Source organism: Pelodictyon luteolum DSM 273 (genome assembly GCF_000012485.1).
GTDB lineage: Bacteria > Bacteroidota > Chlorobiia > Chlorobiales > Chlorobiaceae > Chlorobium > Chlorobium luteolum.
In genome coordinates this window covers 1,236,629-1,261,399 of record NC_007512.1, presented here as the reverse complement: position 1 = coordinate 1,261,399, position 24,771 = coordinate 1,236,629, and the positions used below count along the sequence as shown (strand labels likewise).

The 24,771-nt window shown below is 54.2% G+C and carries 20 protein-coding genes; 2 read left to right on the top strand and 18 right to left on the bottom strand.

Annotation, left to right across the window (positions count from 1 at the left end; translation table 11 throughout):
* The first annotated feature begins 111 nt into the window (after window positions 1-111).
* A complete protein-coding gene (gene mscL, locus PLUT_RS05775; protein WP_011357841.1) occupies window positions 112-597 on the top strand; it encodes a large-conductance mechanosensitive channel protein MscL in 486 nt (161 codons plus the stop codon).
* Between the two features lie 92 nt (window positions 598-689).
* Window positions 690-1,925, top strand: a complete 1,236-nt coding sequence (locus PLUT_RS05770) for an LL-diaminopimelate aminotransferase (RefSeq protein ID WP_011357840.1) — start codon at window positions 690-692, stop codon at window positions 1,923-1,925.
* A gap of 6 nt (window positions 1,926-1,931) precedes the next feature.
* Here PLUT_RS05770 and PLUT_RS05765 read toward each other — a convergent pair whose 3' ends face one another.
* The 18 genes from PLUT_RS05765 to secA form a co-directional block, all read right to left on the bottom strand.
* Window positions 1,932-4,577, bottom strand: a complete 2,646-nt coding sequence (locus PLUT_RS05765; RefSeq protein WP_238974553.1) for an MSCRAMM family protein — start codon at window positions 4,575-4,577, stop codon at window positions 1,932-1,934.
* Window positions 4,578-4,618: 41 nt separating this feature from the next.
* Window positions 4,619-5,371 carry a fimbrial biogenesis chaperone gene (locus tag PLUT_RS05760; protein WP_238974552.1) on the bottom strand — a complete coding sequence of 251 codons (753 nt, stop codon included), beginning with the start codon at window positions 5,369-5,371 and terminating at the stop codon, window positions 4,619-4,621.
* Window positions 5,372-5,459: 88 nt separating this feature from the next.
* Window positions 5,460-6,044 (bottom strand): hypothetical protein, encoded by a 585-nt coding sequence (locus PLUT_RS05755; RefSeq protein ID WP_041463834.1) that lies wholly within the window; start codon window positions 6,042-6,044, stop codon window positions 5,460-5,462.
* 156 nt (window positions 6,045-6,200) lie between these two features.
* On the bottom strand, window positions 6,201-6,812 hold the full coding sequence (locus tag PLUT_RS05750; RefSeq protein ID WP_011357836.1) for a hypothetical protein: 612 nt from the start codon (window positions 6,810-6,812) through the stop codon (window positions 6,201-6,203).
* A 188-nt stretch (window positions 6,813-7,000) separates the two neighbouring features.
* A complete protein-coding gene (locus tag PLUT_RS05745; protein ID WP_049752369.1) occupies window positions 7,001-7,285 on the bottom strand; it encodes a helix-turn-helix domain-containing protein in 285 nt (94 codons plus the stop codon).
* A gap of 147 nt (window positions 7,286-7,432) precedes the next feature.
* Window positions 7,433-8,044, bottom strand: coding sequence for a hypothetical protein (locus PLUT_RS05740; RefSeq protein ID WP_011357834.1), 612 nt, complete (start codon window positions 8,042-8,044; stop codon window positions 7,433-7,435).
* A 188-nt stretch (window positions 8,045-8,232) separates the two neighbouring features.
* Window positions 8,233-8,958 carry a response regulator transcription factor gene (locus tag PLUT_RS05735; protein WP_011357833.1) on the bottom strand — a complete coding sequence of 242 codons (726 nt, stop codon included), beginning with the start codon at window positions 8,956-8,958 and terminating at the stop codon, window positions 8,233-8,235.
* A gap of 34 nt (window positions 8,959-8,992) precedes the next feature.
* Window positions 8,993-10,894, bottom strand: coding sequence for a sensor histidine kinase (locus PLUT_RS05730; RefSeq protein WP_011357832.1), 1,902 nt, complete (start codon window positions 10,892-10,894; stop codon window positions 8,993-8,995).
* Between the two features lie 114 nt (window positions 10,895-11,008).
* A complete protein-coding gene (locus tag PLUT_RS05725; protein ID WP_041464100.1) occupies window positions 11,009-11,827 on the bottom strand; it encodes a phosphate ABC transporter substrate-binding protein in 819 nt (272 codons plus the stop codon).
* Window positions 11,828-11,838: 11 nt separating this feature from the next.
* Window positions 11,839-12,690 (bottom strand): COG1470 family protein, encoded by an 852-nt coding sequence (locus PLUT_RS05720; RefSeq protein ID WP_011357830.1) that lies wholly within the window; start codon window positions 12,688-12,690, stop codon window positions 11,839-11,841.
* Between the two features lie 12 nt (window positions 12,691-12,702).
* The gene (locus PLUT_RS05715) at window positions 12,703-13,191 is read right to left on the bottom strand and encodes a hypothetical protein (RefSeq protein WP_157858152.1); all 489 of its coding nucleotides are present in this window, start codon (window positions 13,189-13,191) and stop codon (window positions 12,703-12,705) included.
* 139 nt (window positions 13,192-13,330) lie between these two features.
* Window positions 13,331-13,576: a hypothetical protein gene (locus PLUT_RS05710; protein WP_157858151.1), complete on the bottom strand. Its 246-nt coding sequence runs from the start codon at window positions 13,574-13,576 to the stop codon at window positions 13,331-13,333.
* Window positions 13,577-13,793: 217 nt separating this feature from the next.
* On the bottom strand, window positions 13,794-15,806 hold the full coding sequence (locus PLUT_RS11125; RefSeq protein WP_049752368.1) for an ATP-binding protein: 2,013 nt from the start codon (window positions 15,804-15,806) through the stop codon (window positions 13,794-13,796).
* A gap of 216 nt (window positions 15,807-16,022) precedes the next feature.
* Window positions 16,023-16,499: a hypothetical protein gene (locus PLUT_RS05695; RefSeq protein WP_157858150.1), complete on the bottom strand. Its 477-nt coding sequence runs from the start codon at window positions 16,497-16,499 to the stop codon at window positions 16,023-16,025.
* Between the two features lie 256 nt (window positions 16,500-16,755).
* Window positions 16,756-17,361 carry a hypothetical protein gene (locus tag PLUT_RS05690; RefSeq protein ID WP_011357825.1) on the bottom strand — a complete coding sequence of 202 codons (606 nt, stop codon included), beginning with the start codon at window positions 17,359-17,361 and terminating at the stop codon, window positions 16,756-16,758.
* Window positions 17,362-17,699: 338 nt separating this feature from the next.
* On the bottom strand, window positions 17,700-19,280 hold the full coding sequence (locus tag PLUT_RS05685) for a bifunctional ADP-dependent NAD(P)H-hydrate dehydratase/NAD(P)H-hydrate epimerase (RefSeq protein ID WP_011357824.1): 1,581 nt from the start codon (window positions 19,278-19,280) through the stop codon (window positions 17,700-17,702).
* Window positions 19,281-19,283: 3 nt separating this feature from the next.
* Entirely contained in the window at window positions 19,284-21,569 is a 2,286-nt protein-coding gene (purL, locus tag PLUT_RS05680; RefSeq protein ID WP_011357823.1) for a phosphoribosylformylglycinamidine synthase subunit PurL, read from the bottom strand.
* 29 nt (window positions 21,570-21,598) lie between these two features.
* Complete coding sequence (gene secA / locus PLUT_RS05675) at window positions 21,599-24,673, bottom strand: preprotein translocase subunit SecA (RefSeq protein WP_011357822.1); 3,075 nt, start codon at window positions 24,671-24,673, stop codon at window positions 21,599-21,601.
* Window positions 24,674-24,771: the final 98 nt, after the last annotated feature.

Sequence of the window (24,771 nt, the reverse complement as noted above, 5' to 3'; positions counted from 1 at the left end):
TTCAGCTTCTGGAGCAGTACCTTTTATGGTGATGTTAATCGCTGATGCCGGGTGCGCCGGGCCGGCTCAGCGTGACCATATGAACCAGACATGAGAGAGGGGGGCCGTTCGATGCTTAAAGAGTTCAAGGAGTTTGCACTAAAGGGCAATGTTGTCGACATGGCGGTGGGTATCATCGTCGGCGGGGCGTTCGGCTCGATTGTCAATACACTTGTATCCGAGGTCATGATGCCGCCGCTCGGACTCCTAACAGGGGGAGTGGACTTCAGCAACCTCTATGTTGTCATGAAGGAGGGTGTTGAGCCGGGTCCGTATGCGGCACTTGCCAATGCAAGAGCCGCCGGAGCCGTCACCCTCAATTACGGCCTCTTCCTCAACGCTCTCGTCAGCTTCACAATCATGGCCTTCTCGGTCTTCATTCTGGTGAAGGCGATCAACAGGCTCCGGCAGAAAGCGGATGCCGCACCCGCACCGCCATCCAAGAAGACATGTCCGTACTGCCTCACGCTTGTGCCCCAACAGGCGTCACGCTGTCCTGCCTGCACTTCAGAGCTTCCAGGGGCGGCAGACCCCGGCGCCCGTGTCGCCGCCAAATAAATACGGCCGACGTATTGATTTCAGCCGCTTTTTGCTTATGATTGCTGAACATCCACTTCCCAGTGACCCATTCACTCTTCCGGACACCGCCCATGTTTGATGAAATCGAGTTTGACAGGATCAAGCGCCTTCCAAAATATGTCTTTGCCGCCGTCAATGAACTGAAAATGGCTGAACGGCGGGCGGGGGAGGATGTCATCGATTTTTCGATGGGCAACCCTGACGGCCCGACCCCGCAGCATATCGTCGACAAGCTGGTTGAAAGCATCAACCGCCCGAGAACCCACGGTTACTCGGTCTCGAAAGGGATCTATAAGCTTCGCGGTGCAGTGGCAAACTGGTACCAGAGGAAATACAACGTTGATCTCGACCTCGACCGTGAAATCGTTGTGACCATGGGTTCGAAAGAGGGGTATGTCCATCTTGTGCAGGCCATCACCAACCCCGGCGACCTCGCCATGGTGCCCGATCCCTGCTACCCGATCCATTCCCAGGCGTTCATCCTTGCCGGCGGCAACGTGCACCGCATGAAACTGGAGCTGAACGAGGATTTCACCCTTGATGAGGATGCGTTCTTCCGCAACGTGGAAACAGCCCTCAGGGAGTCGACCCCCAAGCCGAAGTATCTGGTCGTCAACTTCCCCAACAACCCGACGACAGCGACCGTCAACCTCTCATTCTATGAGAAGCTGGTTGATATCGCACGCCAGGAGCGGTTCTACATCATCAGCGACATCGCCTATGCCGAAATAACCTTTGACGGCTATGTCACCCCTTCCATTCTCCAGGTGCCCGGAGCCAAGGATGTGGCCGTTGAAAGCTACACCCTGTCGAAAACCTACAACATGGCCGGCTGGCGCATGGGGTTCATGGTCGGCAACGCCAAGCTTATCGGTGCGCTTGAGAAAATAAAAAGCTGGCTCGATTACGGCACCTTCACCCCGATCCAGGTCGCTTCCACCGTGGCCCTGAATGGCGACCAGAGCTGCGTGCAGGAGATTACCGAAGTCTACCGGAAACGTCGTGACGTCATGATCAAGAGCTTCGAGAACGCAGGCTGGCCGCTTACCACTCCGAGGGCAAGCATGTTCGTATGGGCCCATATCCCTGAACCCTTCCGCGAGATGGGCAGCCTTGAGTTCTCGAAGCGGCTTCTGAGGGAAGGCAAGGTTGCCGTAAGCCCCGGCATCGGCTTCGGCGCCTACGGAGACGAGTATGTGAGGATTGCAATGATCGAGAACGAGGAGCGTATCCGCCAGGCAGCCCGCAACATCAGGAAGTTCCTGCGCAGCCACGGCGTCGAAGCACCTCATGGCCCTGTGGAATAAGGCCGGTCAGTGGTCAGCCGCCGTCAGGTTGACGTTGAACACGTAGTCATCGATGATGCTGAACTGCATTTTAGATGGTGATTCTATCCTTATTCCTCCATTGGATTCCACGACAGCCTGATACGTGCCGGCCCGGAGTCCGTCTACCCTGTAATAGCCGAACTGGTTTGTTACGGCTTTTTTAATGGTCGTCCCCTCCGCATCCGACACCCTTACGACGGCGCCGCCAATACTCTCGCCCCCGGCGCCCCGTACCATGCCAGCAGCACCGTATTCGGCATAGACGGGGATCTTCATGCCCGTCACCGCACCGTTCTTGATTTCAACCCTCACTTCATTTTTTTCGGTCACCAGCTCAATCGGCAGGTTTTCCTGATCGACAGAAACCCGGTAAATCCCTGGAGGGAGGCCGCCGACAAAGAAATCTCCGTTCAGCTGGCGTTGCTGCATGCGCCTCCCGTTCAGGAGTATCTGGATGTCATTGATGTCTGATGCGGAGAGGCTGGACTCGTTGGCAATGTCAAGCGAGCCGGCCAGTGCACCTCTGGTCAGGGTGACTGCATTGCGGTTGATGGGTATGAAGCCCCTGTTTGACCAGCCGAGGTCCCAGGACATGCTGAGGGAGATGCTTTTTGCCGATGTTGTGCTGCTGCCGTATGCAGACTCGATGTCTGTCGTCGCCAGATTTGCTGCGTTGTTCATATTGAAGGTGTACTGCATGGCGAACCTCAGTCCGGTATTGAGGTAGCGGCTCCATGACCCCGATATGCCATAGGACCCTCCGGAGTATGAGAGGACGGTCGCAATGATGTCGCTGGAGCTGTTTCCGGGGTACCAGTCTATGCCGAAGTTGGTGACCATGTCGCCTGACTTAAAGGCATAGTCGTTGACAAGCCGCATGTTCAGCTGGCGTGAAAGGTTGTGCTGGTAATCGAGTGAAACGATTGCATTGTCATAGATCCCGCGCAGCCGGTCGTTATTGCCAAGCCGTACCCATGATTCGTACCGGTATGTCTTGTCGTCGTGCGGGGTAGCCGAAAGGCTGAGCCATGTCAGGGGGGCGATGGTGCCGGCAGGGAGGAGGTAGTGAAGCGTGAGACTGTCAGCCTGGACCTGATAACTGCCGATGGCCTGAAGGGTCAGTTCCTGCATGGGCCGAAGACTCAGCCTCAGGGCATGACGCTGTTCTTTCGCTGCAGTGGCGCTCCCGTACCCGGCATCCTGCAGTGATCCCCAATACGACGCATTCCAGTTCCTGTTGCCTCCCTCCACGCGGACGTCGGCTGCACTGTGCCTGTTGGACTGTGCTCCATAGAGTGCCGTTGTCCAGTTGTTTGCTATGGACAATACGGTACCGGCAAGCATATCGGGTGTCCCTGTTGCAGGGTTTTCCTGTATCGCTGTTTCAAGGGTGACCCGCTGGCTGATGCCATAGAGGACGTTTGCGAACGCTTCATTGTTGCGGCTTGATCCGGATTCGCCGTCCAGAACATTGCCAGTACGTCCCGCCCCTCCCCGAACCATGATTTCGCCGGCTGGAAGAGAACGGCTGGCGACGGTCTGGCTGAAGTCGATAACCTTGAGTGGATTTTCATTGATGGAACGAAAATAGATGTAGACCTCTGTCTTTCGCAGATCGCTGTCCATCCTTACATTTTCGAATGCAAAGCGACCATCAAGTTTCAGTCGCTGGCGGGCAACCACCTCACCATCAAACCGCAGTTCAGCGATGCCTCCAGGAGGACCCGATCCTTCAAGGGTACGCAGCTGGTTGGAGTCGAAACTGAGGAAGCTGTCGCTGCCATATCCCTGCTCGGCATCAAGCTGGCGGATGATGCTGTGGTTGTTCCATCCGAACTGCACGCCGGTCATATAGGATGGACCGATCAGAGAATAGCTCCCGGAATAGCCGGTACCGATGCGGAATGCCAGGTTTCTATTGAAGGTCGTCCACGTATAACGGGTAGGGGTGAAGGTATCTCCTGCTTCATTGGACTCGCCGGATCCGGTGATGTTCCAAACGCCGCCGAGCCCTCGTCCTGCAGATTCAACGAGCATGCTTTTATTGGTTGCCGACTCGAAATCATAGCTGCCCCGGGCCTCCAGGCCGACATAGGAAACCGTTCCTGCCGGTGCCTTGATGTCTGGCACTTCACGCTCCCGCTTTGGCCGGGCACCGGGTTGCCAGGGAATATTAAGCATGACGGCGAAGAGGGAATAGTCAAAAACCGGTGTGGAGATGAATACGGTTTTCAGGTCCGTGAATGCTATGCAGACTGTGCCCTCGAACTCCTTCAGGGATGCAGTGTCAAAGCGGAGTGTTCCGAGGTTGGTGGCATAGGATGCAACTGAGCCTTGACGTTCCTGCTCCTTCAGCCCGGTTTGTTTGAGAAAGAGTTCAAACGGCATCCAGTATTCCTCTGATTCATGGTAGATGGTTTCCTCTGCCTGAAGTACGCGGTTGAAGTATATCCCGACAAGCAGGGGCTCGGCATCCGACATGGATGCGCGCGGCGTGCTTGAAAGAGCCTTTGGCGTGTCGTTTTGAAGGATACCTTCAGCAGCATGTGCCGCGGGTAGCGGCATGAGCATGATGCAGAGGAACGGCAGCAGCATGAAGCGCCGGATGCTATGTGCGGTGCTGGGGGGCAATGACGGGGAATGCTTTATGCCTTGGTGAATCGAAGCGTCTCCTATGGAAACACCTTCTCAATTTTCCGGTCATCGACAGTTCCCTGCACGGCAACGACATAGGAGCCCTTATTTTCTGCAGGAAGGGGAATCGATGTCGTAATCACTCGACGGTTTCCGGCAAGAACCGGAGTGTTGTTCATGTTTCCTCCGGCAATGAATCCTTCTGGCTGTTCTTTGGTCAAATCCATTCCTGTTTTCTTGAATCCCGGAAAACTTCCCGGTTTCCATATCGAATACTCGCCCTTCAGGCGGGTATGGACATTGCCGCTGTTCTGCAGTCCTACCTTGATCATGCTTCCTGCCCTGTCCAGCGAAATGGATGTCAGTACGCCGGCGTGACGGATCGGGTCGGCATAGGCGTATACTGCCACGCCAAGCTTGAAGAGTACTTCAACGCCTCCTGCCTTGTCTTTCGGGGGCTGTTCGGTAAAAAAAATGATTGCGCGGTGTTCTCCGGGGTCCGGAGTCGTAGTCGGACGGATGGAAAACCGGATAACCTGCTCCTTGCCAGGGTCAATGGTGAACGATACCGGGTTGATGATCATCCATTGGTCGATGGATTGCGCGGTGGGCGCGATCTCTTTCAGGCTGTTGTTGCCATCTAGCGTCCAGTTATAGACATCCACCTTAAGAATGATGGGATGCTTCTTGAGGTTTTTCAGCCGGATTGACTGGGTGAGCGGTTTTGTGCCGATGTTGAGTTCGAACATGGACGGCGATACGGCAATCTGCCCGGGTGGATCACCGGCCATCAGGCTGGAGAGGGGTGCAGTGCACAGCAGAAGAAGGGCAGCAATGCGTAACAAGTATTTCATCTGGGGGAGAAAGACCGAATTCTGATTATTGGACCTTGAAGTTGGCGGCAGAAATCCGGGTGTCAATGCTTCCCGAATAAGTACCTGAGGCCGTTGCATCGGTTACTTTGAACGTAATTACAGCCGGCTCCGCCTTAAGGATATAAGATTTATCGCTTTTATCCTCGGTGATCCGGGGGGGAGTGAAGGTAATTCTGATTTTAGAGGAGCGGTCGCTGTTGTAGAAATACTCCGACTGCTGATTTTCACTATATGGCGAGTTGTTGATGCTGTAGGTGACCCTGTAATCGGGCGATCTGCCGTTATCAGTCCTGAACGCATCGGTATGCCACAAATCCTCAATGGTACGCTGCTCTACTGATGATGTATAGGCCGGGGTATCAATATCAAGCGTAGCGCTGCTTTCGTATTGTTCATTCCAGAGGATTTCTGCAGAGTAGCTCCCGATGGCCACTGCTCCTGTCTGTCCAGGATATATCTCCCCGACCGTGATGCTTATTGGCGCATCGTTCCGGAAATACAGGGTTGCAGTCCGATCAGTTTCGGCATACGATATAGATAGGGCAAGAAAGAATTGAGCCGAAATAAAAAAAGCCACCAGTGCCGTCATTGCCCTGCTGGGATGAGAGCTCGCACTCCCTGTGTTTCTGTCATGCGCTATGCTGCTGCTCCTGGTTACCATAAGGGTAAATATAATAGCCTTTACTTCACTATTCCTATGCAGATTGCCGTTCTGTTGCACGGCAACCTGCACAAGGTCTGAGGGCTAGATGGTGATGGCGGTGATGGTGAAGCTTCCATCATGCTCACCCGACTCGGTGGTGTTTGCGAAATTGAGCGTCATCTTGACATCGCCTTTGGTCTGCTTGCCCGAGATTCCTCTCAGGTCTGTCTCGATGCTTTTTCCTGCATTGCTGCCCACAGCCACTTTCCAGTCTTCTGTATCTATTTTGGAGCTGCTGTCGTCCTTCTCGAGATCAGTTCCTGTGATCGACACCCTTGCTTCCCCGGAGGGCGATAGGCCTGCTATCGACCAGACATTTTTGAGCGTTATCGCCCTTGTTGCATCTCCAGCCTCTGCAGCACTGGTTATGTTGGCGTCGAAGACCTCGCCACCTTCAGTCGCAGTGGTCCAGCTTGCCGTCAAGGGGCTGAGTGTTCCATCTGATTCGGCTGAAGATGCTGCCGTGAACGAAAGCTGAATGTCGCTGTAGTAATGCAGGACGATATATTCCGGCATGACCACCTTCAGGTTTGTCGTTCCCGAAACTGATTCTCCAGACTCACCCCGGTCAGCATATGCTGTCTGGGGCAGTGCTCCTGCTGCAAGGAGGGCGGCACAGAGAATGACGCGCGCGAGAGTAGATTTCGTAGTCATGATAGTAGTGTTTAAGGTGAACAGATAAATCGGTTACTTTGTCGATCCCTTAAATAGGATCTATTTTCACCTATTATTATAACCCATGAAGGTGCCCCTCACAAGGCACGAAAGGTGACATCGGGTGACGAATTGTGATGGAGGTGATCTGAGCTGTGGGGCGTGCAGTCAGACAGGAGCGGAGAGAGTCAGGCGATCGAAATGGGGGATGAGAGAGCGTATCCGGTTCCATGGATGGTTTTTATCGGAAAGGTGCATCCGGCATCATCCATTTTCTTTCTGAGACGGTAGACGAGCGACTTGAGGGCAAGGCTTCCGTATTCGTTATAGGGGTAATCAAGGTGTTTGAGGATCTCCGCGCGGGAAATGACTGCTGTGTCCTGCTGGATCAGGAACATGATCAGCTCATATTCCTTCGAGGTAAGCTGGATGGGAATATTTGAGGGTGAGCGAAGAACCCAGTCGCTTTTCATAAGCCTCCATGAGGAAGACTGTACGGTATTTTCGTTCGTTTGTCGCAGGGCAGATGGCATGCGCTCAAACATGCTGTTAGCCTTTACTTCACTATTCCTATGCAGATTGCCGTTCTGTTGCACGGCAACCTGCACAAGGTCTGAGGGCTAGATGGTGATGGCGGTGATGGTGAAGCTTCCATCATGCTCACCCGACTCGGTGGTGTTTGCGAAATTGAGCGTCATCTTGACATCGCCTTTGGTCTGCTTGCCCGAGATTCCTCTCAGGTCTGTCTCGATGCTTTTTCCTGCATTGCTGCCCACAGCCACTTTCCAGTCTTCTGTATCTATTTTGGAGCTGCTGTCGTCCTTCTCGAGATCAGTTCCTGTGATCGACACCCTTGCTTCCCCGGAGGGCGATAGGCCTGCTATCGACCAGACATTTTTGAGCGTTATCGCCCTTGTTGCATCTCCAGCCTCTGCAGCACTGGTTATGTTGGCGTCGAAGACCTCGCCACCTTCAGTCGCAGTGGTCCAGCTTGCCGTCAAGGGGCTGAGTGTTCCATCTGATTCGGCTGAAGATGCTGCCGTGAACGAAAGCTGAATGTCGCTGTAGTAATGCAGGACGATATATTCCGGCATGACCACCTTCAGGTTTGTCGTTCCCGAAACTGATTCTCCAGACTCACCCCGGTCAGCATATGCTGTCTGGGGCAGTGCTCCTGCTGCAAGGAGGGCGGCACAGAGAATGACGCGCGAGAGAGTAGATTTCGTAGTCATGATAGTAGTGTTTAAGGTGAACAGATAAATCGGTTACTTTGTCGATCCCTTAAATAGGATCTATTTTCACCTATTATTATAACCCATGAAGGTGCCCCTCACAAGGCACGAAAGGTGACATCGGGTGACGAATTGTGATGGAGGTGATCTGAGCTGTGGGGCGTGCAGTCAGACAGGAGCGGAGAGACTCAGGCGATCGAAATGGGGGATGAGAGAGCGTATCCGGTTCCATGGATGGTTTTTATCGGAAAAGTGCATCCGGCATCATCCATTTTCTTTCTGAGACGGTAGACGAGCGACTTGAGGGCAAGGCTTCCGTATTCGTTATAGGGGTAATCAAGGTGTTTGAGGATCTCCGCGCGGGAAATGACTGCTGTGTCCTGCTGGATCAGGAACATGATCAGCTCATATTCCTTCGAGGTAAGCTGGATGGGAATATTTGAGGGTGAGCGAAGAACCCAGTCGCTTTTCATAAGCCTCCATGAGGAAGACTGTACGGTATTTTCGTTCGTTTGTCGCAGGGCAGAGGGCATGCGCTCAAACATGCTGTTAATTGCTGCCGAGAGTTCACGGCAGTCTACAGGCTTTGTCATATAAATGTCGGCTCCGGACTGGTACCCTCCGATTTTGTCGTCAAGTGTCGAGTGCGCCGTCAGCATGATGATGCGCATGAGGGTGTGTTGGCGGACATGGTCTGCAAGCACAAGGCCGCTCTGGTCTGGAAGGCCGATATCGATGATTGCAAGCGCAAACGACCCTCCGGAGAGTGCTTCATAAAATGCTTTTGCCGTACCTACGCCGGTGACACGATGTCCGATTTTCTCCAGGTACTCGATCATGGCTTCCCTGAGATCAGCGTCATCTTCAACGTAAAGGATCGGCTTTCCGTCAGCCGGATGAGCATTGCTGTCCATGGTTCTTGTGTCGTCCTGATGGTTTATGGTATCGTTATTCTGAGGTGAGGATTACTGGAATACGTAAAGTAGCAATAAATTCTTCGGTATTCCGCTCAATGGCAACCCGGCCGTGATGGTGCTCGACAATACGGCGTACCCTCCAGAGTCCTAGCCCTGCACCGGCAGTGTTCGTACTGTTGCGTCCTCGCCGATACTGCTCAAACAGCTCATCCCCCTCTCGAATGAAGCACTCTTCAACCCGGTTTCGTAACCTCATTACCATCCAGCTCTGCTCGACACTGCATTCAAGGAGGATCCGGCTGCCGGGGACAGAGTATTTTCCGGCGTTGTCGAGCAGATTGAAAAGGGCTGTTTTCAGTTGTGCCGCATCGGCTTTGATGCAATGGTTTCCAATGCTTTCAGACATCCGGGCCGAGAGATTGAAACGGGATGTTATTTCGGCGACATACTCCTGAGACAAGAACTCGTCAATCCTCATTGACTGAGGGTTTCGGGTATCTCTCGGATCATCATGCTGGCTTTCCTCAAGAGATATGTCCATAATCTCCACAAGGCGCTGGATGGCTCGATTTATTTTGCAGAAACGGCTGGCAGCCTCTTTTGACTGACTTGCTTCATTGAGCATCATGATGTCAATATTTGCTCTAATGATGGCAATGGGAGTGCGGTATTCATGTGAAATCATATCAATCAGGCGCTTTTTTCGCGCGCCCATGTTTTCCTGTACGGCCAGAGACTTTTCAAGCACATCACGGTTATTCCGGAGTTCAATCGACATCTCCTCTGCAGCAAGCCGCGATTCCCTCAGCCGTTCAGTCAAGGCGAACGAGATAAGGATTATGGCGAGCAGGAAGAAAAACGGCATGGGATTGCTGCTCCACCATTCAAGCGGGACGACACCGAAATGCCGGAGCAGCTGGAGGACATAACCAGCCTGAATGATGACGAAAGCAGCGAGATACATCTTTGAGCCCGGCTCCCTTTCCATGACAAGGATTGATGAAATATGGATCAGGATCATCATCATTCCGAGTGCGCCAATCATGGATGCCGTAGCGAGATCCTTATACAGCCAGAACGGCGCAGACAGGGCGGTAATGCCGCTGAGTATGGATATGAACAGCAGGTAGCGCGAGGCAAAGGGATGGGAACGGGCCCTCTGGATGCTCCGGCCGAACAGTGCCAGAAACACGAAGCTCAACGCCATGGCTGTCCGGCGGATGAACTCGGTGACCAGATGTGCCTGTTGGGGAAGTGCAAGCACAAGGATCCCTTCCCCGGAGAGGATAAAGCAGAATATGCAGAGAACGAACAGCCCGAAGTAGAGGTAGGGCGATTCATTCAGGCGGTAGAAGTTGAAAATGCTGAAGAGTGCGGTAATGAGGATAATGCCGAGATAGGCTCCCTGGAGCAGGAGCAGCATGTTGGTCTGGCCGTAGAGGTCTTCGGGCGTCAGAATCGTGGCGAAAAGGCTGATTGCGATGCCGGGTTCAACCCGGATAAGGATTGTGGTTGGTCGAACGTTGTCGAGCACGAGAGGGACCGCAAACTGTGGTGTGAGCAATGTCCGCTGTGAGGCGGGGATGTCGGCTCCGAGCCTGTATTCACGGTACGAGGCAGGACTCGACGGGTCATTGCCTGTCTGCACATAGACCCTCAGCCGTTCAAGGGAGGGCGGGCCGATGGAAAGGATGGTGTGCCGTGGAAATCCATCCTCTGTCCGTACGGTGGCCTTGAGCCATACCGGATGATCGATATGCCCGGTGTTGAGGTGTCCTGCGATGTGCGTGAATTTTGACTGGATGGCGGGCTGCAGAGCCTTAGTGAGGGTAAGCTGGCCGGTTTCATCCACATACTGCTCCATATGGCCTGCGAGGCTGAAGGATGAGTCTGTGCCATGCTCACGAGCCGATGCCTCATCTCCTGAAAGCATCGCAGAAAAAGGGAGAACCACTGAGAGTGCAAGAAGTATGCATCCTCTCAGGATTGCTGCCGCTTTGGCATGGATGGATTTTTGGCGGCAGGGGGGTGGCACCGGCAGGATAGTTTAAGGTTTGGTCACAAATCCTGCATTGCTGAGTATCTGTTTTCCTTCCATTGATTCTGTCAGCTTCAGAAACCTTGAAACGTTGCCTTCCGGTTTTCCATCGGTATAGAAGTACAGGCTCCGGGTCAGCGGGTAGGTCTCGTTCAAAATAGCGTCCGTTGAGTGGGTTACGCCGTTGATGCTGAGTGATTTGACGGTAGCGTCAAGAAATCCGTGACTGATGAACCCTATCGCCCCTGGTGTTTCTGCTACGCGGCGGCGGACAGCCTTGTTGCTGATTTCAATGAGGGCACTTGCTGTCATCGGGTTTGCCTGTCCCATGACCATGTCAGTAAATGTCTCCTGCGTTCCGCTCCCGTATTCCCGTCGAACAAGGATCACCGGTTCATCGACTCCTCCAAGCTCCTTCCAGTTGAAGCAGGCTCCAGAATAGAGTCTATGAAGCTCCTCCACCTTCAGGGCTGTAACCGGATTGGCCTGGTTGACCACGATCACAAGAGCTCCGAACGCAATGAAGTGCGCGTTGGGTTCAATTCCGTTTGCCCTTGCCGCATCTATTTCATCAAGATTCATGGTCCGCGACATCGCCGCAATCGATGATGTTCCGACGGCCAAAAGCTTTGCACCCTGTCCGGAATTCGATGTCGTAACCATCACCGGTATACCTGTATTTCTTGCAAACTCTGAGCCAAGCGCTTCAGCGGCCGATGAAATTGAAGTTGATCCGGTGATGATTATAGCTTTCTCTGCTGCCTGTGCCCGGGCAAAAGCCAGAGTTGAAAAGACTGCACAGGTAAGAGCTATGGCTACGTATTTCATTCGGCAGTATTTCATTTCAGAAGCTTCTGTATCGTTTTCCCGTCGATACTTCCTGTTACGGCAATGTCGAAATCTTTGGACATGTCAGGTATGCCGAGTCTTGTGAGGATCGAGCTCCTTATTCCGGGGAGCACCGGAGTGAGATTCATGCTCCCGCTCTTGATGAACCCTTTTGGGCGTTCCTCTTCATGCGGCCGGGAAATTATTTCCTTCATACGCTGGAATCCAGGGAACGAACCTTTCTCCCACACTGAATAATCACCATGAAAGTTCGTATGGATATTTCCTTTGTTTCTTATCACCATGACGATTCCTCCGGTACCATCATCAAACGAAACAGATTCAATGACGGGGTGGCGTCTGATTTCTCCTATCTGGAAATAGACTCCCGCACCAATCCTGAAACTCACTTCAACAAGATCATTGATCTTTTCGGGCTTATGTTCCTGAAAATATATTATGGCCCGATACTCTCCGGGCGCTGCGTTTTCGGGCGGATGAACTGAAAATTGAACGGACCTCTGCTGTCCGGATGGAATGGTGATGATTTTTTCCGGAAAGTCAATCCAGCCTGCAAGAGGGGCAGTGCTTGAGGGTTCAACCACAAGGCTTCCATTGCCATCGAACGTCCAGTTGCAGATCTCAACATCGAGGACGACTGCGTCATCTTTGTTGTTGAAAAGGCGAATGGTCTGCTGAGCACCATGCTTACCGGAATGCAGATCAAACATTACCGGCTCTATCTGTATCTGTCCCGCACAACCTGAAGCCACTGCGGCCGTCATCGGCATGCAGAGCCAGAGCATTATTGCTATGATGATCCTGTTCAAGCGGAATGCCGTTGAAATGGAGTTGGCTTTCACGATACGGCTCCTTCAGATATTGGTGATGGTGATCAATGCGGTGATGACGCCGTCATATCTTCCGGGTATGACGTCTTCAGGCAGCTGTAGCACCAATTCTACACCCTCATGCATGAGCCATTGGTCATTGATGTACTCAACAGCTTTTATCCCCATGGGCTTCAGATGCACGATGATAGGCGATGAAGGGTTCTCAGGGTTAATGAACACATCTCTCCTCCCATCTGGTCCCTTGACGCAGTATCGGGTCTGCAGGATGGGAAAGTGCTCATCCTGCAGCGTCCATGTCCATAGCGGTTCCACCCGCCGTGTTATGCATTCACAGGAGATATTGGTGCAATACACGCATAAGCCATTGCTGCCGACACCCACACTGTCCACTTCACCGGTTTTCGGTGCAATGAGTTCCATCTCCTTGTTTGCAGCCGCTCCTCCACCGTATACGGGGGCTGCGTTGAGGATGGCAGCCAAAGCTATGCATGTCATGAGTTTTGCAATCATGATAGTATGACGCATCTCAGCTCTCCAGTGTATTCGGACTAAACAAGACAATTGATCTCCTTAATTATACCATGGAGAGGCGCATGCAGACAAGGCATGAAAGGTGATTTCTTGTGATGAAATGTGATGAACGGGCGGCTCAGCTTCGCTCTGGAACCACAGCGGAGCTGTCTGGCGCTGAAGGGGAAAGGGACGGATTCAGCGGACGTTCAGATGAGGCATTCCTTCGCTGCTGCAGGTACTGGACGAACGATTCTGAGACGTTGATGGAAATCTTCGTCTGGACAACCGCCTGTTGTGACGCCCCAACGATGTCAGGGGACAGGACTGAGGCAATGAGCAGCACAATGCCGATGCGAAGAAACCATGTGGTGTAAGGCGCCATGATCAATGACTGTGTATCCTGCTTGAAGTCATCCCTCATCGGGATGATATCCGGGCGCATCCATGATCATACCGCTCTGGGGGCAGGAGATAGATGAGTCCTTATATAAGGTTAATGTACGACCAATTTCGACAAGTTGCGTAATTCTGTTTCTTTTTCCTGATGATGAACCTGATACCTCCGGGGGCGGGAGGCCGCCAGCTTATGGTGCAAATATTTAATGAGCACCCTTGAGTGGCAGGGAGAACGTGAAAACGGATCCTCCTTTCTGCGGACAGACAACCCGTATGTTTCCCCTATGTCTGTTGACGATGATGTCATGACAGATGCTCAGGCCGAGGCCGGTTCCTGCACCCATCTCCTTCGTGGTGAAAAAGGGTTCAAATACCCTCTCCCTGAGTTTTTCAGGAATACCCGGGCCGTCATCCTGTACTGAACAGGATACCGCCTTATTGTTACACCCGGTCGATATGGTTATGGTTCCCACTTCTTTCCGCGCCATGGTCCTGATCGCGTGGATGCTGTTCATCACAAGGTTCAAGAGCACCTGATTGATCTGCGACGGATCACAGGGTACGGGAGGAAGCGGTGCCAGATCCAAGGAGATCTCTGCCACCGAGCGGCATTCATTTTTTGTTATGACAACAATCTCCTCAATGGCCTTGTTGATATCAAACGGGCTGAAGTTGCCAGAGGCGTTCCGGTAGGCATGCTTCTGCATGCTTTGGCTGATCTCTTTGATGCGGGCGACACCGGTCCTGGTTTTTTCAAGTGAAGCGTGGATGGTGCCAATGAGCGAGTCGAGATCCTCACCGCTCAGGAGCCCGGCTTCTCTGTCTGCACCCACCAGAGGATCTCTGCCATCCCGATAAGTGTCAATGACAGAGAGCAGTTCGCTGAAATTGTTTTCCAGATTCTGTTCATTGGCGAGAATGAAGTTCAGGGGATTGTTTATTTCATGGGCAATTCCTGCTGCGAGCTGTCCGACAAGTTCCATTTTCGAGGATACTTGAAGCTTTTGATGAAGCAAGTTCCGGCTCTCTTCAGCTATTTTTTTTGCAATGATGTCCCAGGCTTGATTGGTCAGGGTTTCGAGCAACTCGATGTCTTTGTCGACATAATCAACAGCTTTGCCCCCAATCCCGAGAATTGCAACGGTAGCGTTGTCCCGTATGACCGGCACCACCAGTTCACTGTTATCTTGACTGCTCTCCGCGTTATTGCGGCAGCAGTGCATGAAGGCAGCTTGTCCATTGTGGATGGCAGGTTTTCCTGTGCGTATGACATCTGCCCATGGCGAACCCTTTTCAAACAATGAGGGATGTTTCTGGCCATTGCAGGTAGTTTTCGTTCCTTCGTTTTTACAAGCCTCCAGAGAGAGTGTCCGCTGGTCACCGGTGACGAAAAAGACAAAGCCTGAAGGGCTGGCTGTCAGCCGGCATGCGCGGTCGAGTACGGCCCTGAGCATCACTCCGGCCGAAGAGAAACTCGACATCTCCAGCAGTTCAATTCGCATTGCAGATACTGCCTGAAGCCTGACTTGTTCGGTGTTGTCGTGAATGATGTGGTAGAGTACATCTCTTCCGTTCATGTTGATCAGGCTTGTAAACAGTTCTACATCCCGTAGCCCCCCGTTTTTCAGGTGATGCACGAATGAGAAGCGCTTCTGCCTGTCTGTCCTCATTTTTCGGAGGTTGCTGTTGATCTGGTCCGCTGATACTGTCGCAATATCCAGAATGTTCATCTTTCGTAGTTCATCGACGGACCAGCCGTAGAAATCAGCGGCAGCTTCGTTGGTGTCGATGATCTCGCCACTATGAGCGTCAAGCAGCATCATGCATGCCGAATGGTTTTCAAAGAGGGTCCTGAACCGTTGTTCTGACTGCCGGAGGCCCTCTTCTGAAACTTTCCTTGCCGTGATATCATCAATGATGGCGGTGAAATGGTCCGTGTCTGTACTGAATATAGAGATGTCATACCAGCGGTCCAGCGCCTCCAGATAGAGTTCTAAACTATCTGAAATGCCTGTTTCAGCAACCCTCAGATGTCGGGCGAGAAAATCGGGATTGTTGCGCTTAAGGTCGGGAAAGACCTCCGTGGCCTTTTTGCCGATGATGCCCCGGAGGCCCGTCAGCCTGCTGTAGCTCTCATTGACCTCTTCATGGATGAAATCTACGGCACGGCCAGTTTCATCAAAGAGGACGCGCGCATAGATATAGCCATAGCGCATGTGTGGCGAAATATTTCTATGGCAGGTATTACAGGCCGTCATGAGTACCTGGGGAAAAAGGGGCTGCGTCATGGTTAGCTGGAGAATATGGGCTGAACCGCGTTAAGCGTCCTTTCAGTACAAATAAGATTTGATTTATCCTAAATATAGGAAAAGAAATGGAAAGTATAGTATCCGGGCAGGGAGTATCGGGCGGTTCTGTTGGGACGGGGTTTCTTACTGAATACTGAAGTTGTCGGGCGTGACCTCTGTCGTTATCGTTACCGGGTAGGAACCAGAAGCGGTTGTCTCATTGGTCGAAAAAGATAGGGCTGCTGTGCCTGCCTGCAACCTGTACGTTTTAGAAAAGCCGGAGCTTGTCTTGATTACATCGATTGCGGGGGGCTTGAATGTGACAGAAATTTTTGATGTTCCCAGAGTGTTGGCAATCTCTACGGTTTGTTCCTTTTCAGAGAACGGCAGGCTGTTGATGCTGTATTCTGCCCTAAAAACCGGCTTTTTACCGTTCGTGGTGCTGAAGGAATCGGTGTACCAGAGGTCCTTGATGCTGCGTTCGTTTATGCTTGACGTATAGGCATCGATGGTTAGCTCAAGTGACCCGATAGAGTCATCCGCATCAAGCCAGGACATCTCGACAGATCTGCTTCCGGCTGAAACCGGACCGGTGCTGTCGGGGTAAAGTTCTTCAACCATTATGGTGAGCGGTGCGCTCTTCTGGACAGAGAGTGTGGCTGTCGTGTCAGCATGGCCCGTCTGCGGTTGATGCAGGAGCGTCAACAGCATCAAGAGTATCGGAGTTGGCGTAAGGCGCCGGTTTGGTGTTGCAGTGATCATGATGATCCTCCAGTGGCATTGCGGAGCTGAATTTTGAAAATGAGCCAAAAATGAAAATGCAGAAACTTGATCGAGAGTTTCTGCATTTTCTGCATCCCATTCAATTGGGTTTCGTTCAGATGGTCTGCACCGTGATGGTGAATGTACCGGTATGGTCTCCCGACATGGTCGTATTCTTGAAATTCAGCGACATGTTCACATCACCTTTTTTTGCACCTCCCGATACACCCCTCAACGTCGTTGTGATTGCATTGGATTCAGAGGTTCCATCACTAACCGTCCAGTTCTCAACACCGATCGTGGAAACTGCTGAGCCTGAATTATCCTTTTTCGTCAGGTCGGTTCCTTCGATGGTTACTGATGCCGTTCCCGAGGGTGAAAGTCCGGCTATTGCCCAAGCATTCTGGAGTTTGATCTTTCTTGTGGCCGCACCGAGTTCATCCGGCAGGGTCACGTCGGCGTTCAGGGTGGCATCACCGCCAGTCCAGGTGGCTTCGAAAGACTTGTCGCCCTTAGCTGTTGCTGCCGACGCGCTGGTGAATGTCAGGCTGATTTTGTCATAGTATCTGAGGACGATGTATTCCGGCATCGTGACGGTCATGTCTGTTTTGCCTGATGCGCTCGGTCCTGCAACTACGGCATGTGCCGAAGCGGGAATGAGTCCGGCAGTAAAGAGCGATGCGGCGAGGATGGCGCGGCAGAGAGTTTTCCTGGTTGACATGGCAGTAGGGGTTTTCTGTGTTGTGTGTAAGGGGTCAGTTATGACTACCCTTAAACAACTCCTGTGCCAAACATTTAAAACCGCGATGTTACAGAGCCGTAAAAGACCTCGATATTACCGGAAACCTCCTGTGGGTGGGCCTTTACTGATTCAGAAATCCGTGGGCCTATACATCACCCTAAACGCATTGGTCGGGGGCGTAAGGCTGAAGCAGTTGCGGCGTGCTGACACAGCTGTGCCAGTTTGCTTCAGGCATGCCACAATGACTCATATGGGCTGCGGAGGATTGGCTGGATAAGCCGGGGGGGATATGCGGAGGGATGAAGAGGTGCTGTTGGTCAGTCCTCGAAGTCGAACATCTCTTCAATCGCTGAAGGAATCGCATCACGGACCATCGAGGCGGAAACAAGGCTGGATACGTCGGATGCAAGATCACCGGCACGACCGTGGAACCATGCTGCTGCAGCTGCGGCTTCGGGGAGGCATTCGCCCTTGGCGGCAAGAGCTGCAACCATACCTGAAAGGACATCGCCCGTTCCGGCTGTGGCCAGGGCCTCCGTGCCGCTGGTGTTCAGAAGAACAGGACCTGATTCTTTTGCTATGATGGTCGGCCTGCCTTTGAGCAGGACTGTTGTCGAATACGTGTCGGCAAATCGGGTGGCGGCAGCCAGCGGGTCTTTGGTCACCGATCCGGCATCGGTGCCGGTCAGGCGTGCCAGCTCTCCATAATGGGGCGTGATGAGCACTTCCGGCATTGCAGAGAGCACGTTCTGAAGCCCTGCTTCGGCAATCGCGTACAACGCATCTGCATCGAGGATGAGCTTCTTTTCGAAAATGTCGGGGTGGCTGAGGAGCGCTCTTACGAGGTCGATGGATTCGGGGCTCCGGCCGAGTCCCGGACCGATCAATATCGCCTCTGACCATCGTGCTTTTTCCATCAGCGAGTCCATGTCCCGGCCGATGACGATTGCTTCAGGCACGGCGATATGCAGTGTGGCTGCCAGAGAAGGCGGAATGGAGACTGCCACATACCCCGCCCCGGTCTTTACCGCAGCACCGGCGGCAAGCAGCGCGGCACCGCCCATCGAGCTTTCTCCGGTGCTGGAGCCTGCGATGATGAGCACTTTTCCGTTCATGTGCTTCGCACTGCCTTCCGACCTGAGTGCGAAATGTTCTGCAGCAAAGGATTCGTCTATAAGAAACGCTCCGGCATCCTCTGCGAGGAACCCCGGAATGGAGATTTCCGCCACATGCACTTCTCCACACAGCTCCGGTCCGTCCTGCAGAAGCAGTCCTGTTTTCATGAATCCCATGGTGATGGTGAAGTCGGCCGTAACGGCCGGCATGGCGGCATGGCCGCTGGTGGCATCCAGACCTGTCGGGATGTCGACAGCCATACAGAGGGCTTCTGAGCGCTCATGCAGGGCGTTGAGCAGTTCAACGCCTTCAGCAAGGGGAGAGAGGAGCGGTGCACCCGGAGCTTCAAGACGCAGTCCGGTGCCTGTCATGGCGTCTATGGTGACGCTGTACTCCTGTTCGGAGACAAAGGGGATGGCTTCCTCTATGCTGTTGAAGATGCGGAGCGGGAGTCCCTCCTCTTCATAAGCACGCAGGATCGACATGTTTGCTTCGGCGGCGCCCCCGGCTGCACCCTCAGGATAAAGAAGGACAAGATCGACTGCAGCTCCAAGGTTCAGGAGATGACGGGCGATGACGAACCCGTCGCCGCCGTTGTTGCCTTTTCCGGCAACAATGAGAAACTGCAGTCCTTCGGGCGATTCGAGGCTGAGTTTTTCGAGCATATACCCTATACACTCCTTTCCGGCAAGCTCCATCAGGCATATGGGGCTGATATGGAGCTTCTCGATAGCAGCACTGTCGGCCTGCTGCATTTCAATGGCGGTCAGGACTGGCTGCATCGCTTAAAGGAGTTCGTTCAGGTGCAGGGCGTTTTCAAGTGCATCGTAATAGGCTGCCGTCAGTTCTTCAGTAGTAAAGCGGAGGGTCTCATGGCCGTCGACGGCAAGGGATGCATCAGCAGGAACCACCTGGCCGATGACGCGCACCGGGACGCTGTGCCGGATTGCTTCCTCGATGACTGCACGGGCGGCATCGGGGGCGATAGTTCCGACAACGCGACCCTGGGCCTCTGAAAAGAGCTGCTCCTGTACACGGTAGGGTCCCGATCCGCAATCTTCAAGATCGACCTGGAAACCGAGCTGGCGGGATTCGTCCATGATGGCTTTTTCGGCAAGGGTGACGAACAGTCCGCCGTCCGATACGTCGTGAGCGGAGTGGAGGAGCTTCTGTTCAGCCAGAGTCACGAGAAGGTCCTGCAGGTTCTTTTCGTGCTGGAGGTCTATATCCGGAGCATCGGTGCCGGGCGTGCCGTACTGCATGACCTGGAATTCCGAGCCCTCGAGCTTCAGGAGGGGATCGCCGAAGAGGATGATGGCGTCGCCGGCGGTCGTGAAGGCAGAGCCGACGAGGTTGTCGATGTCATCAAGCAGGCCGATCATGCCGATGGTCGGTGTCGGGTAGATGGCTGCCCGCCCGCCGCCATGGGTGGACTCGTTGTAGAAACTGACATTGCCTCCGGTTACCGGGGTGTTGAACGCCCTGCAGGCGTCTCCCATACCCTGTACGGAGGTCTTGAACTGGAAGTACACCTCGGGCTTGTAGGGATTGCCGAAGTTCAGGCAGTTGGTGATGGCAAGCGGGCGGGCGCCGGAGCATGCGATGTTGCGCGCGCATTCAGCAACGGCGATACGTCCCCCGGCCAGCGGGTTCAGGTAGACATAACGCGAGTTGCAGTCGGTTTTCATGGCAAGGCCCTTCTTTGTGCCTCGGATTCTTATGACGGCAGCATCGGTATGGCCCACCGGAGTCACCGTGTTGGTCTGTACCATGGAGTCGTACTGGCGGTATACCCAGCGCTTGCTTGCGATGTTTGGCCTCTTGAGAAGCTCGAGGGCAAGGGCACGGAGGTCGAGCCCCGCATCGGGCAGAAGTGCGGCCGGTGCAGTATCGGGCTTTTTTCCCACGGCTTCGCGGATGTAGACCGGGGCGCCGCCGCCGAGGACGAGCGATTCAGCCGGAATGTCGGCGACCAGTTCGCCGTGGTGCAGCACCTTGACATGGTTGTCCGACGTGACGGTTCCGACGACCACAGCCTGGACATCCCATTTTCTGTAGACGGCAATGATGTCGTCCTCATGGCCCTTTTCGGCGACGATGAGCATCCTTTCCTGGGACTCGGACAGCATGATTTCATAGGCGCTCATGCCTGCTTCACGGGCAGGAACAAGGTCGAGGTCGATAGTGATGCCGCCATTGCCGTTCTTTTCGATGCCGCGGGCGCTCATTTCCGACGTGGAACTGGTGATGCCTGCTGCGCCCATGTCCTGAAGGCCTGCGACGTATCCCGTGGCAATGGCTTCGAGGGTGGCCTCGAGCAGGAGCTTTTCGGCGAACGGGTCGCCGACCTGCACGCTCGGGCGTTTGTCTTCTGAGGCTTCGCTGAGATCTTCCGATGCAAACGTGGCCCCGTGGATGCCGTCCCGGCCTGTAGAGGATCCGACGATCAGCACCGGGTTGCCCTCACCCTCCGCCGTGGCGCTGACGGTCTTGTGGTGCTCGACGATGCCGACCGACATGGCATTGACGAGCGGGTTGCCGGTATAGCAGTCCTCGAAATAGATTTCACCGCCAACGGTCGGTACGCCGAACGAGTTGCCGTAGTCGCCGATGCCGCGGACGACACCGTCGACGAGGTAGCGGACCCGGGGGTCTTTCGGCGAGCCGAAGCGGAGCGAGTTGAGCGAAGCCACGGGCCGTGCGCCCATGGTGAAAATGTCGCGGTGGATGCCGCCGACGCCGGTGGCAGCGCCCTGATATGGCTCTACGGCCGAGGGATGGTTGTGGGACTCGATCTTGAAGGCCACGGCAAGGTTGTCACCGATATCGACAAGTCCGGCGTTTTCCTCTCCGGCTCCTGTCAGGAGGGCTTCGCCCTCACGCGGAAGGGTTTTAAGGACGGCAATTGAGTTTTTGTAGCTGCAGTGCTCGCTCCACATGACGGAGAAGATCCCAAGTTCAGTAAACGTGGGGGTGCGGCCGAGCACCTCCTGTATCTTCTGGTACTCTTCTGCATTAAGGCCATGTTCGGCGGCAAGGGCAAGATTGACTTCCGGTTCGATCGTTTTCATGCTGGGTGTTCGATGTTCCTTAGGGGTGATCACGCCTCTCGGCCGTGACAGTTTTTGTACTTCTTTCCGCTTCCGCAGGGGCAGAGGTCATTCCTGCCCGGTTTTGAGTGATCGGCGACAACCGGCTGCTGCTTTGATGCCTGCGATTCAGGTTCGCCATCCGGCTGAGCATTATACACACTGCCGGCCTCCTCATGCTGCGCCATCAGCTTTTCCTGCTGGATGGCGGCCCGGCGGCGGCGCTCCTCGATCTCGCCGGCTTCGTCCGGGTGGACGGGAAAGAGCTTGAATGCGAGCGACAGGGTTTCCAGCTCGATTTCATGCAGCAGCAGAATGAAGAGATTGTAGGCCTCCTGCTTGTATTCAAGCAGCGGGTCTTTCTGGCCGTATGCCCGCAGGTTGATGCCCTCGCGAAGGGTATCGATTTCGCGGAGGTGCTCCCGCCAGTGCTTGTCGATGACGCTGAGCACGGCATACTTCTCGATCTGACGCATGATTTCTTCCGGCACGGCCTCTTCCTTGCGGCGATAGAACGCGAGCGCAAGGTCGTAAAGGCTGTCGGCCATGGGAGCGATACCTTCCCGCTCGAAGGTTTCCCGGTCAGGCTTGAACTCGATTGAGAGCTCCCTGAGGACCTGCTCTTCAAGGGCGTCAACATCGTGCGTTTTATGGTGCTTTTCGACCGTTGTGTCGCAGTAGTCCCGGAGAAGGTCGAGGATGTCGGAGGTCAGACGCTCCTTTTTCAGGCCGTCACGGCGGCGGGTGTAGATGACCTCGCGCTGCTGGTTCAGGACATCGTCATATTCAAGGAGGCGCTTGCGGATGGCGAAGTTCTGTTCTTCGACCTTTTTCTGTGCCCTCTCGATCGACTTGGTGATCATGGAGTGCTCAATCACGTCTCCCTCTTCATGGCCGAGGCGGTCCATCACCGAAATCACCCGGTCGGAACCGAAGAGGCGCATCAGTTCATCCTCAAGCGAAACGAAAAACACCGATTCACCGGGATCTCCCTGACGTCCGGCCCTGCCCCGAAGCTGGCGGTCGATTCGGCGGGACTCATGGCGTTCGGAGCCGAGGATGAAGAGGCCTCCGAGGTCACGGACCCCTTCGCCGAGCTTGATGTCGGTGCCGCGGCCCGCCATGTTCGTGGCAATGGTGACCGCTCCCTGCCTGCCGGCTTCGGCTACGATTTCGGCTTCACGCTCGTTCTGCTTGGCGTTGAGCACATTGTGCGTGATGCGTTTTGCCCGGAGCATCCTTGACAGGGTTTCCGACACTTCAACACTCGTCGTACCGACCAGCACCGGCTGGCCCTTTTTCTGAAGTTCCTCGACTTTGGCTGCAATCGCGTTGTATTTCTCGCGCCGGGTCTTGTAGACGAGGTCGTCCATGTCCCTGCGCACGATCGGACGGTTGGTGGGGATGGCCACCACGTCCAGCTTGTAGATTTCGTAGAACTCCGATGCTTCGGTTTCGGCCGTGCCCGTCATGCCGGCAAGCTTTTTGTAGAGGCGGAAGAAGTTCTGGATCGTGACGGTTGCCATGGTCTGGGTTTCGCCCTCGATCTTCACGTTCTCCTTGGCTTCGATCGCCTGATGCAGCCCGTCGCTGTAACGGCGCCCGGGAAGGATGCGGCCGGTGAACTCGTCGACAATCATCACCTGACCGTTCTGTACCACGTATTCATCGTCTTTTGTAAAGAGCGAGTAGGCTTTCAGGAGCTGCGCGATGTTATGGAGCCGTTCAGAGCGTTCGGCAAACAACCTGTATACCTCGTCTTTCCTCATGATCTTATCGGGAGCTGCAATAGAAGAATCGGCGTCGATGGCGGCTATCTCAGTGCCCACGTCGGGAAGAAGGAAGAGGTCCCGGTCCTGATGGCTCAGTTTGCTGAGGAACTCTCGGCCCTTGTCTGTAAGGTCGATGGTCGAGGCTTTTTCGTCGACGGCGAAATAAAGTTCATCATCGACTTCGTGCATCCTGCTTGATTTATCGCGCAGGTACTCGTTTTCCGTGGTCTGGATGAGCTTTGCGACTCCCTGCTGGGCAAGGAGCTTGGTGTAGCGGCTGTTTTTCGGCTGGCCCCGTTTTACCCGGAGCAGGGCAAGACCCGCTTCGGGGTCAGGTTTTTCGTTCTTCAGACCCTTTTCTGCTTCGCTGAGGAATGATGCCGTCAGGTGCTGCTGCGCCCGCACCAGCTGTTCAATCCAGGGCCGTATTTCCTCGAACTTGCTGTTGTCGGCGTTGGGGACAGGGCCGGAAATGATGAGCGGGGTCCTGGCTTCGTCGATGAGGACGCTGTCGACCTCATCGACGATTGCGAAATAAAAGTCGCGCTGCACCATCTCATCCTCGGTTCCTGCCATGTTGTCGCGGAGGTAGTCGAAGCCGAACTCGTTGTTGGTGCCGTAGGTAACGTCGCACTGGTACTGGCGGCGGCGTTCTTCAGGGCGCATGGTGTTCAGGATGACGCCGACACTGATGCCGTGGAACTCGAACACGGGGTTCATCCACTCCTTGTCGCGCTGTGCCAGATAATCGTTGACCGTCACCAGATGAACTCCGCGGCCGGTGAGGGCGTTGAGGAAGGTCGGAAGGGTTGATACGAGGGTTTTACCCTCGCCGGTGGCCATTTCAGAGATCTTTCCGGAGTGCAGGACGATGCCGCCGATGAGCTGTACGTCATAGGGCACCATGTCCCATGTTGCCTCGCGCCCCATGACAGTATATACATGGCCCTTGAGGCGCCGGCAGGTGTCTTTGACAACGGCGTATGTGTCAGGGAGGATCTCTTCAAGCACTGCGGCCGTTGCAGTTTCGTACTCTTTGGCGAGTTCGTCTATCTCTTCGTTGATCCTGTCTGCATCTTCAAGGCTTATCGCGGCATCGTCGAGTTTCAGGTAGAGGTCACTGCGCTTTGACTCTATCGGCTCGAGCGTTTTGCGTACCCGGGCCTTCAGCTCCATGCAGCGTGCCCTGAGCTCATCGTCGCTGAGCGGAACCAGCGCGGCATGGAGTTCATTGATCCGGTCAATGACCGGCTGGATCTTCTTTACGTCTTTTTCGTGCTTGGAGCCGAATATCTTTTCAAAAAATTTCAACATGCTGAAGCAGTGCTCACCTCTAAGGTTTCAAGGACGTCCATGTGGCCGTATTTTCGTCTCATAAGGTATTGAATTACGGCTTGAGAAAAAAACCGATA

Coding starts and splice junctions, on each gene's coding strand:
- mscL (WP_011357841.1), top strand. CDS start 112: ATGCTTAAAGAGTTCAAGGAGTTTGCACTAAAGGGCAATGTTGTCGAC.
- PLUT_RS05770 (WP_011357840.1), top strand. CDS start 690: ATGTTTGATGAAATCGAGTTTGACAGGATCAAGCGCCTTCCAAAATAT.
- PLUT_RS05760 (WP_238974552.1), bottom strand. CDS start 5,371: ATGGCCGGTGATCCACCCGGGCAGATTGCCGTATCGCCGTCCATGTTC.
- PLUT_RS05755 (WP_041463834.1), bottom strand. CDS start 6,044: ATGACGGCACTGGTGGCTTTTTTTATTTCGGCTCAATTCTTTCTTGCC.
- PLUT_RS05750 (WP_011357836.1), bottom strand. CDS start 6,812: ATGACTACGAAATCTACTCTCGCGCGCGTCATTCTCTGTGCCGCCCTC.
- PLUT_RS05745 (WP_049752369.1), bottom strand. CDS start 7,285: ATGAAAAGCGACTGGGTTCTTCGCTCACCCTCAAATATTCCCATCCAG.
- PLUT_RS05740 (WP_011357834.1), bottom strand. CDS start 8,044: ATGACTACGAAATCTACTCTCTCGCGCGTCATTCTCTGTGCCGCCCTC.
- PLUT_RS05735 (WP_011357833.1), bottom strand. CDS start 8,958: ATGGACAGCAATGCTCATCCGGCTGACGGAAAGCCGATCCTTTACGTT.
- PLUT_RS05730 (WP_011357832.1), bottom strand. CDS start 10,894: ATGCTTTCAGGAGATGAGGCATCGGCTCGTGAGCATGGCACAGACTCA.
- PLUT_RS05725 (WP_041464100.1), bottom strand. CDS start 11,827: ATGAAATACGTAGCCATAGCTCTTACCTGTGCAGTCTTTTCAACTCTG.
- PLUT_RS05715 (WP_157858152.1), bottom strand. CDS start 13,191: ATGATTGCAAAACTCATGACATGCATAGCTTTGGCTGCCATCCTCAAC.
- PLUT_RS05710 (WP_157858151.1), bottom strand. CDS start 13,576: ATGGCGCCTTACACCACATGGTTTCTTCGCATCGGCATTGTGCTGCTC.
- PLUT_RS11125 (WP_049752368.1), bottom strand. CDS start 15,806: ATGCGCTATGGCTATATCTATGCGCGCGTCCTCTTTGATGAAACTGGC.
- PLUT_RS05695 (WP_157858150.1), bottom strand. CDS start 16,499: ATGGTTGAAGAACTTTACCCCGACAGCACCGGTCCGGTTTCAGCCGGA.
- PLUT_RS05690 (WP_011357825.1), bottom strand. CDS start 17,361: ATGTCAACCAGGAAAACTCTCTGCCGCGCCATCCTCGCCGCATCGCTC.
- PLUT_RS05685 (WP_011357824.1), bottom strand. CDS start 19,280: ATGCAGCCAGTCCTGACCGCCATTGAAATGCAGCAGGCCGACAGTGCT.
- purL (WP_011357823.1), bottom strand. CDS start 21,569: ATGAAAACGATCGAACCGGAAGTCAATCTTGCCCTTGCCGCCGAACAT.
- secA (WP_011357822.1), bottom strand. CDS start 24,673: ATGTTGAAATTTTTTGAAAAGATATTCGGCTCCAAGCACGAAAAAGAC.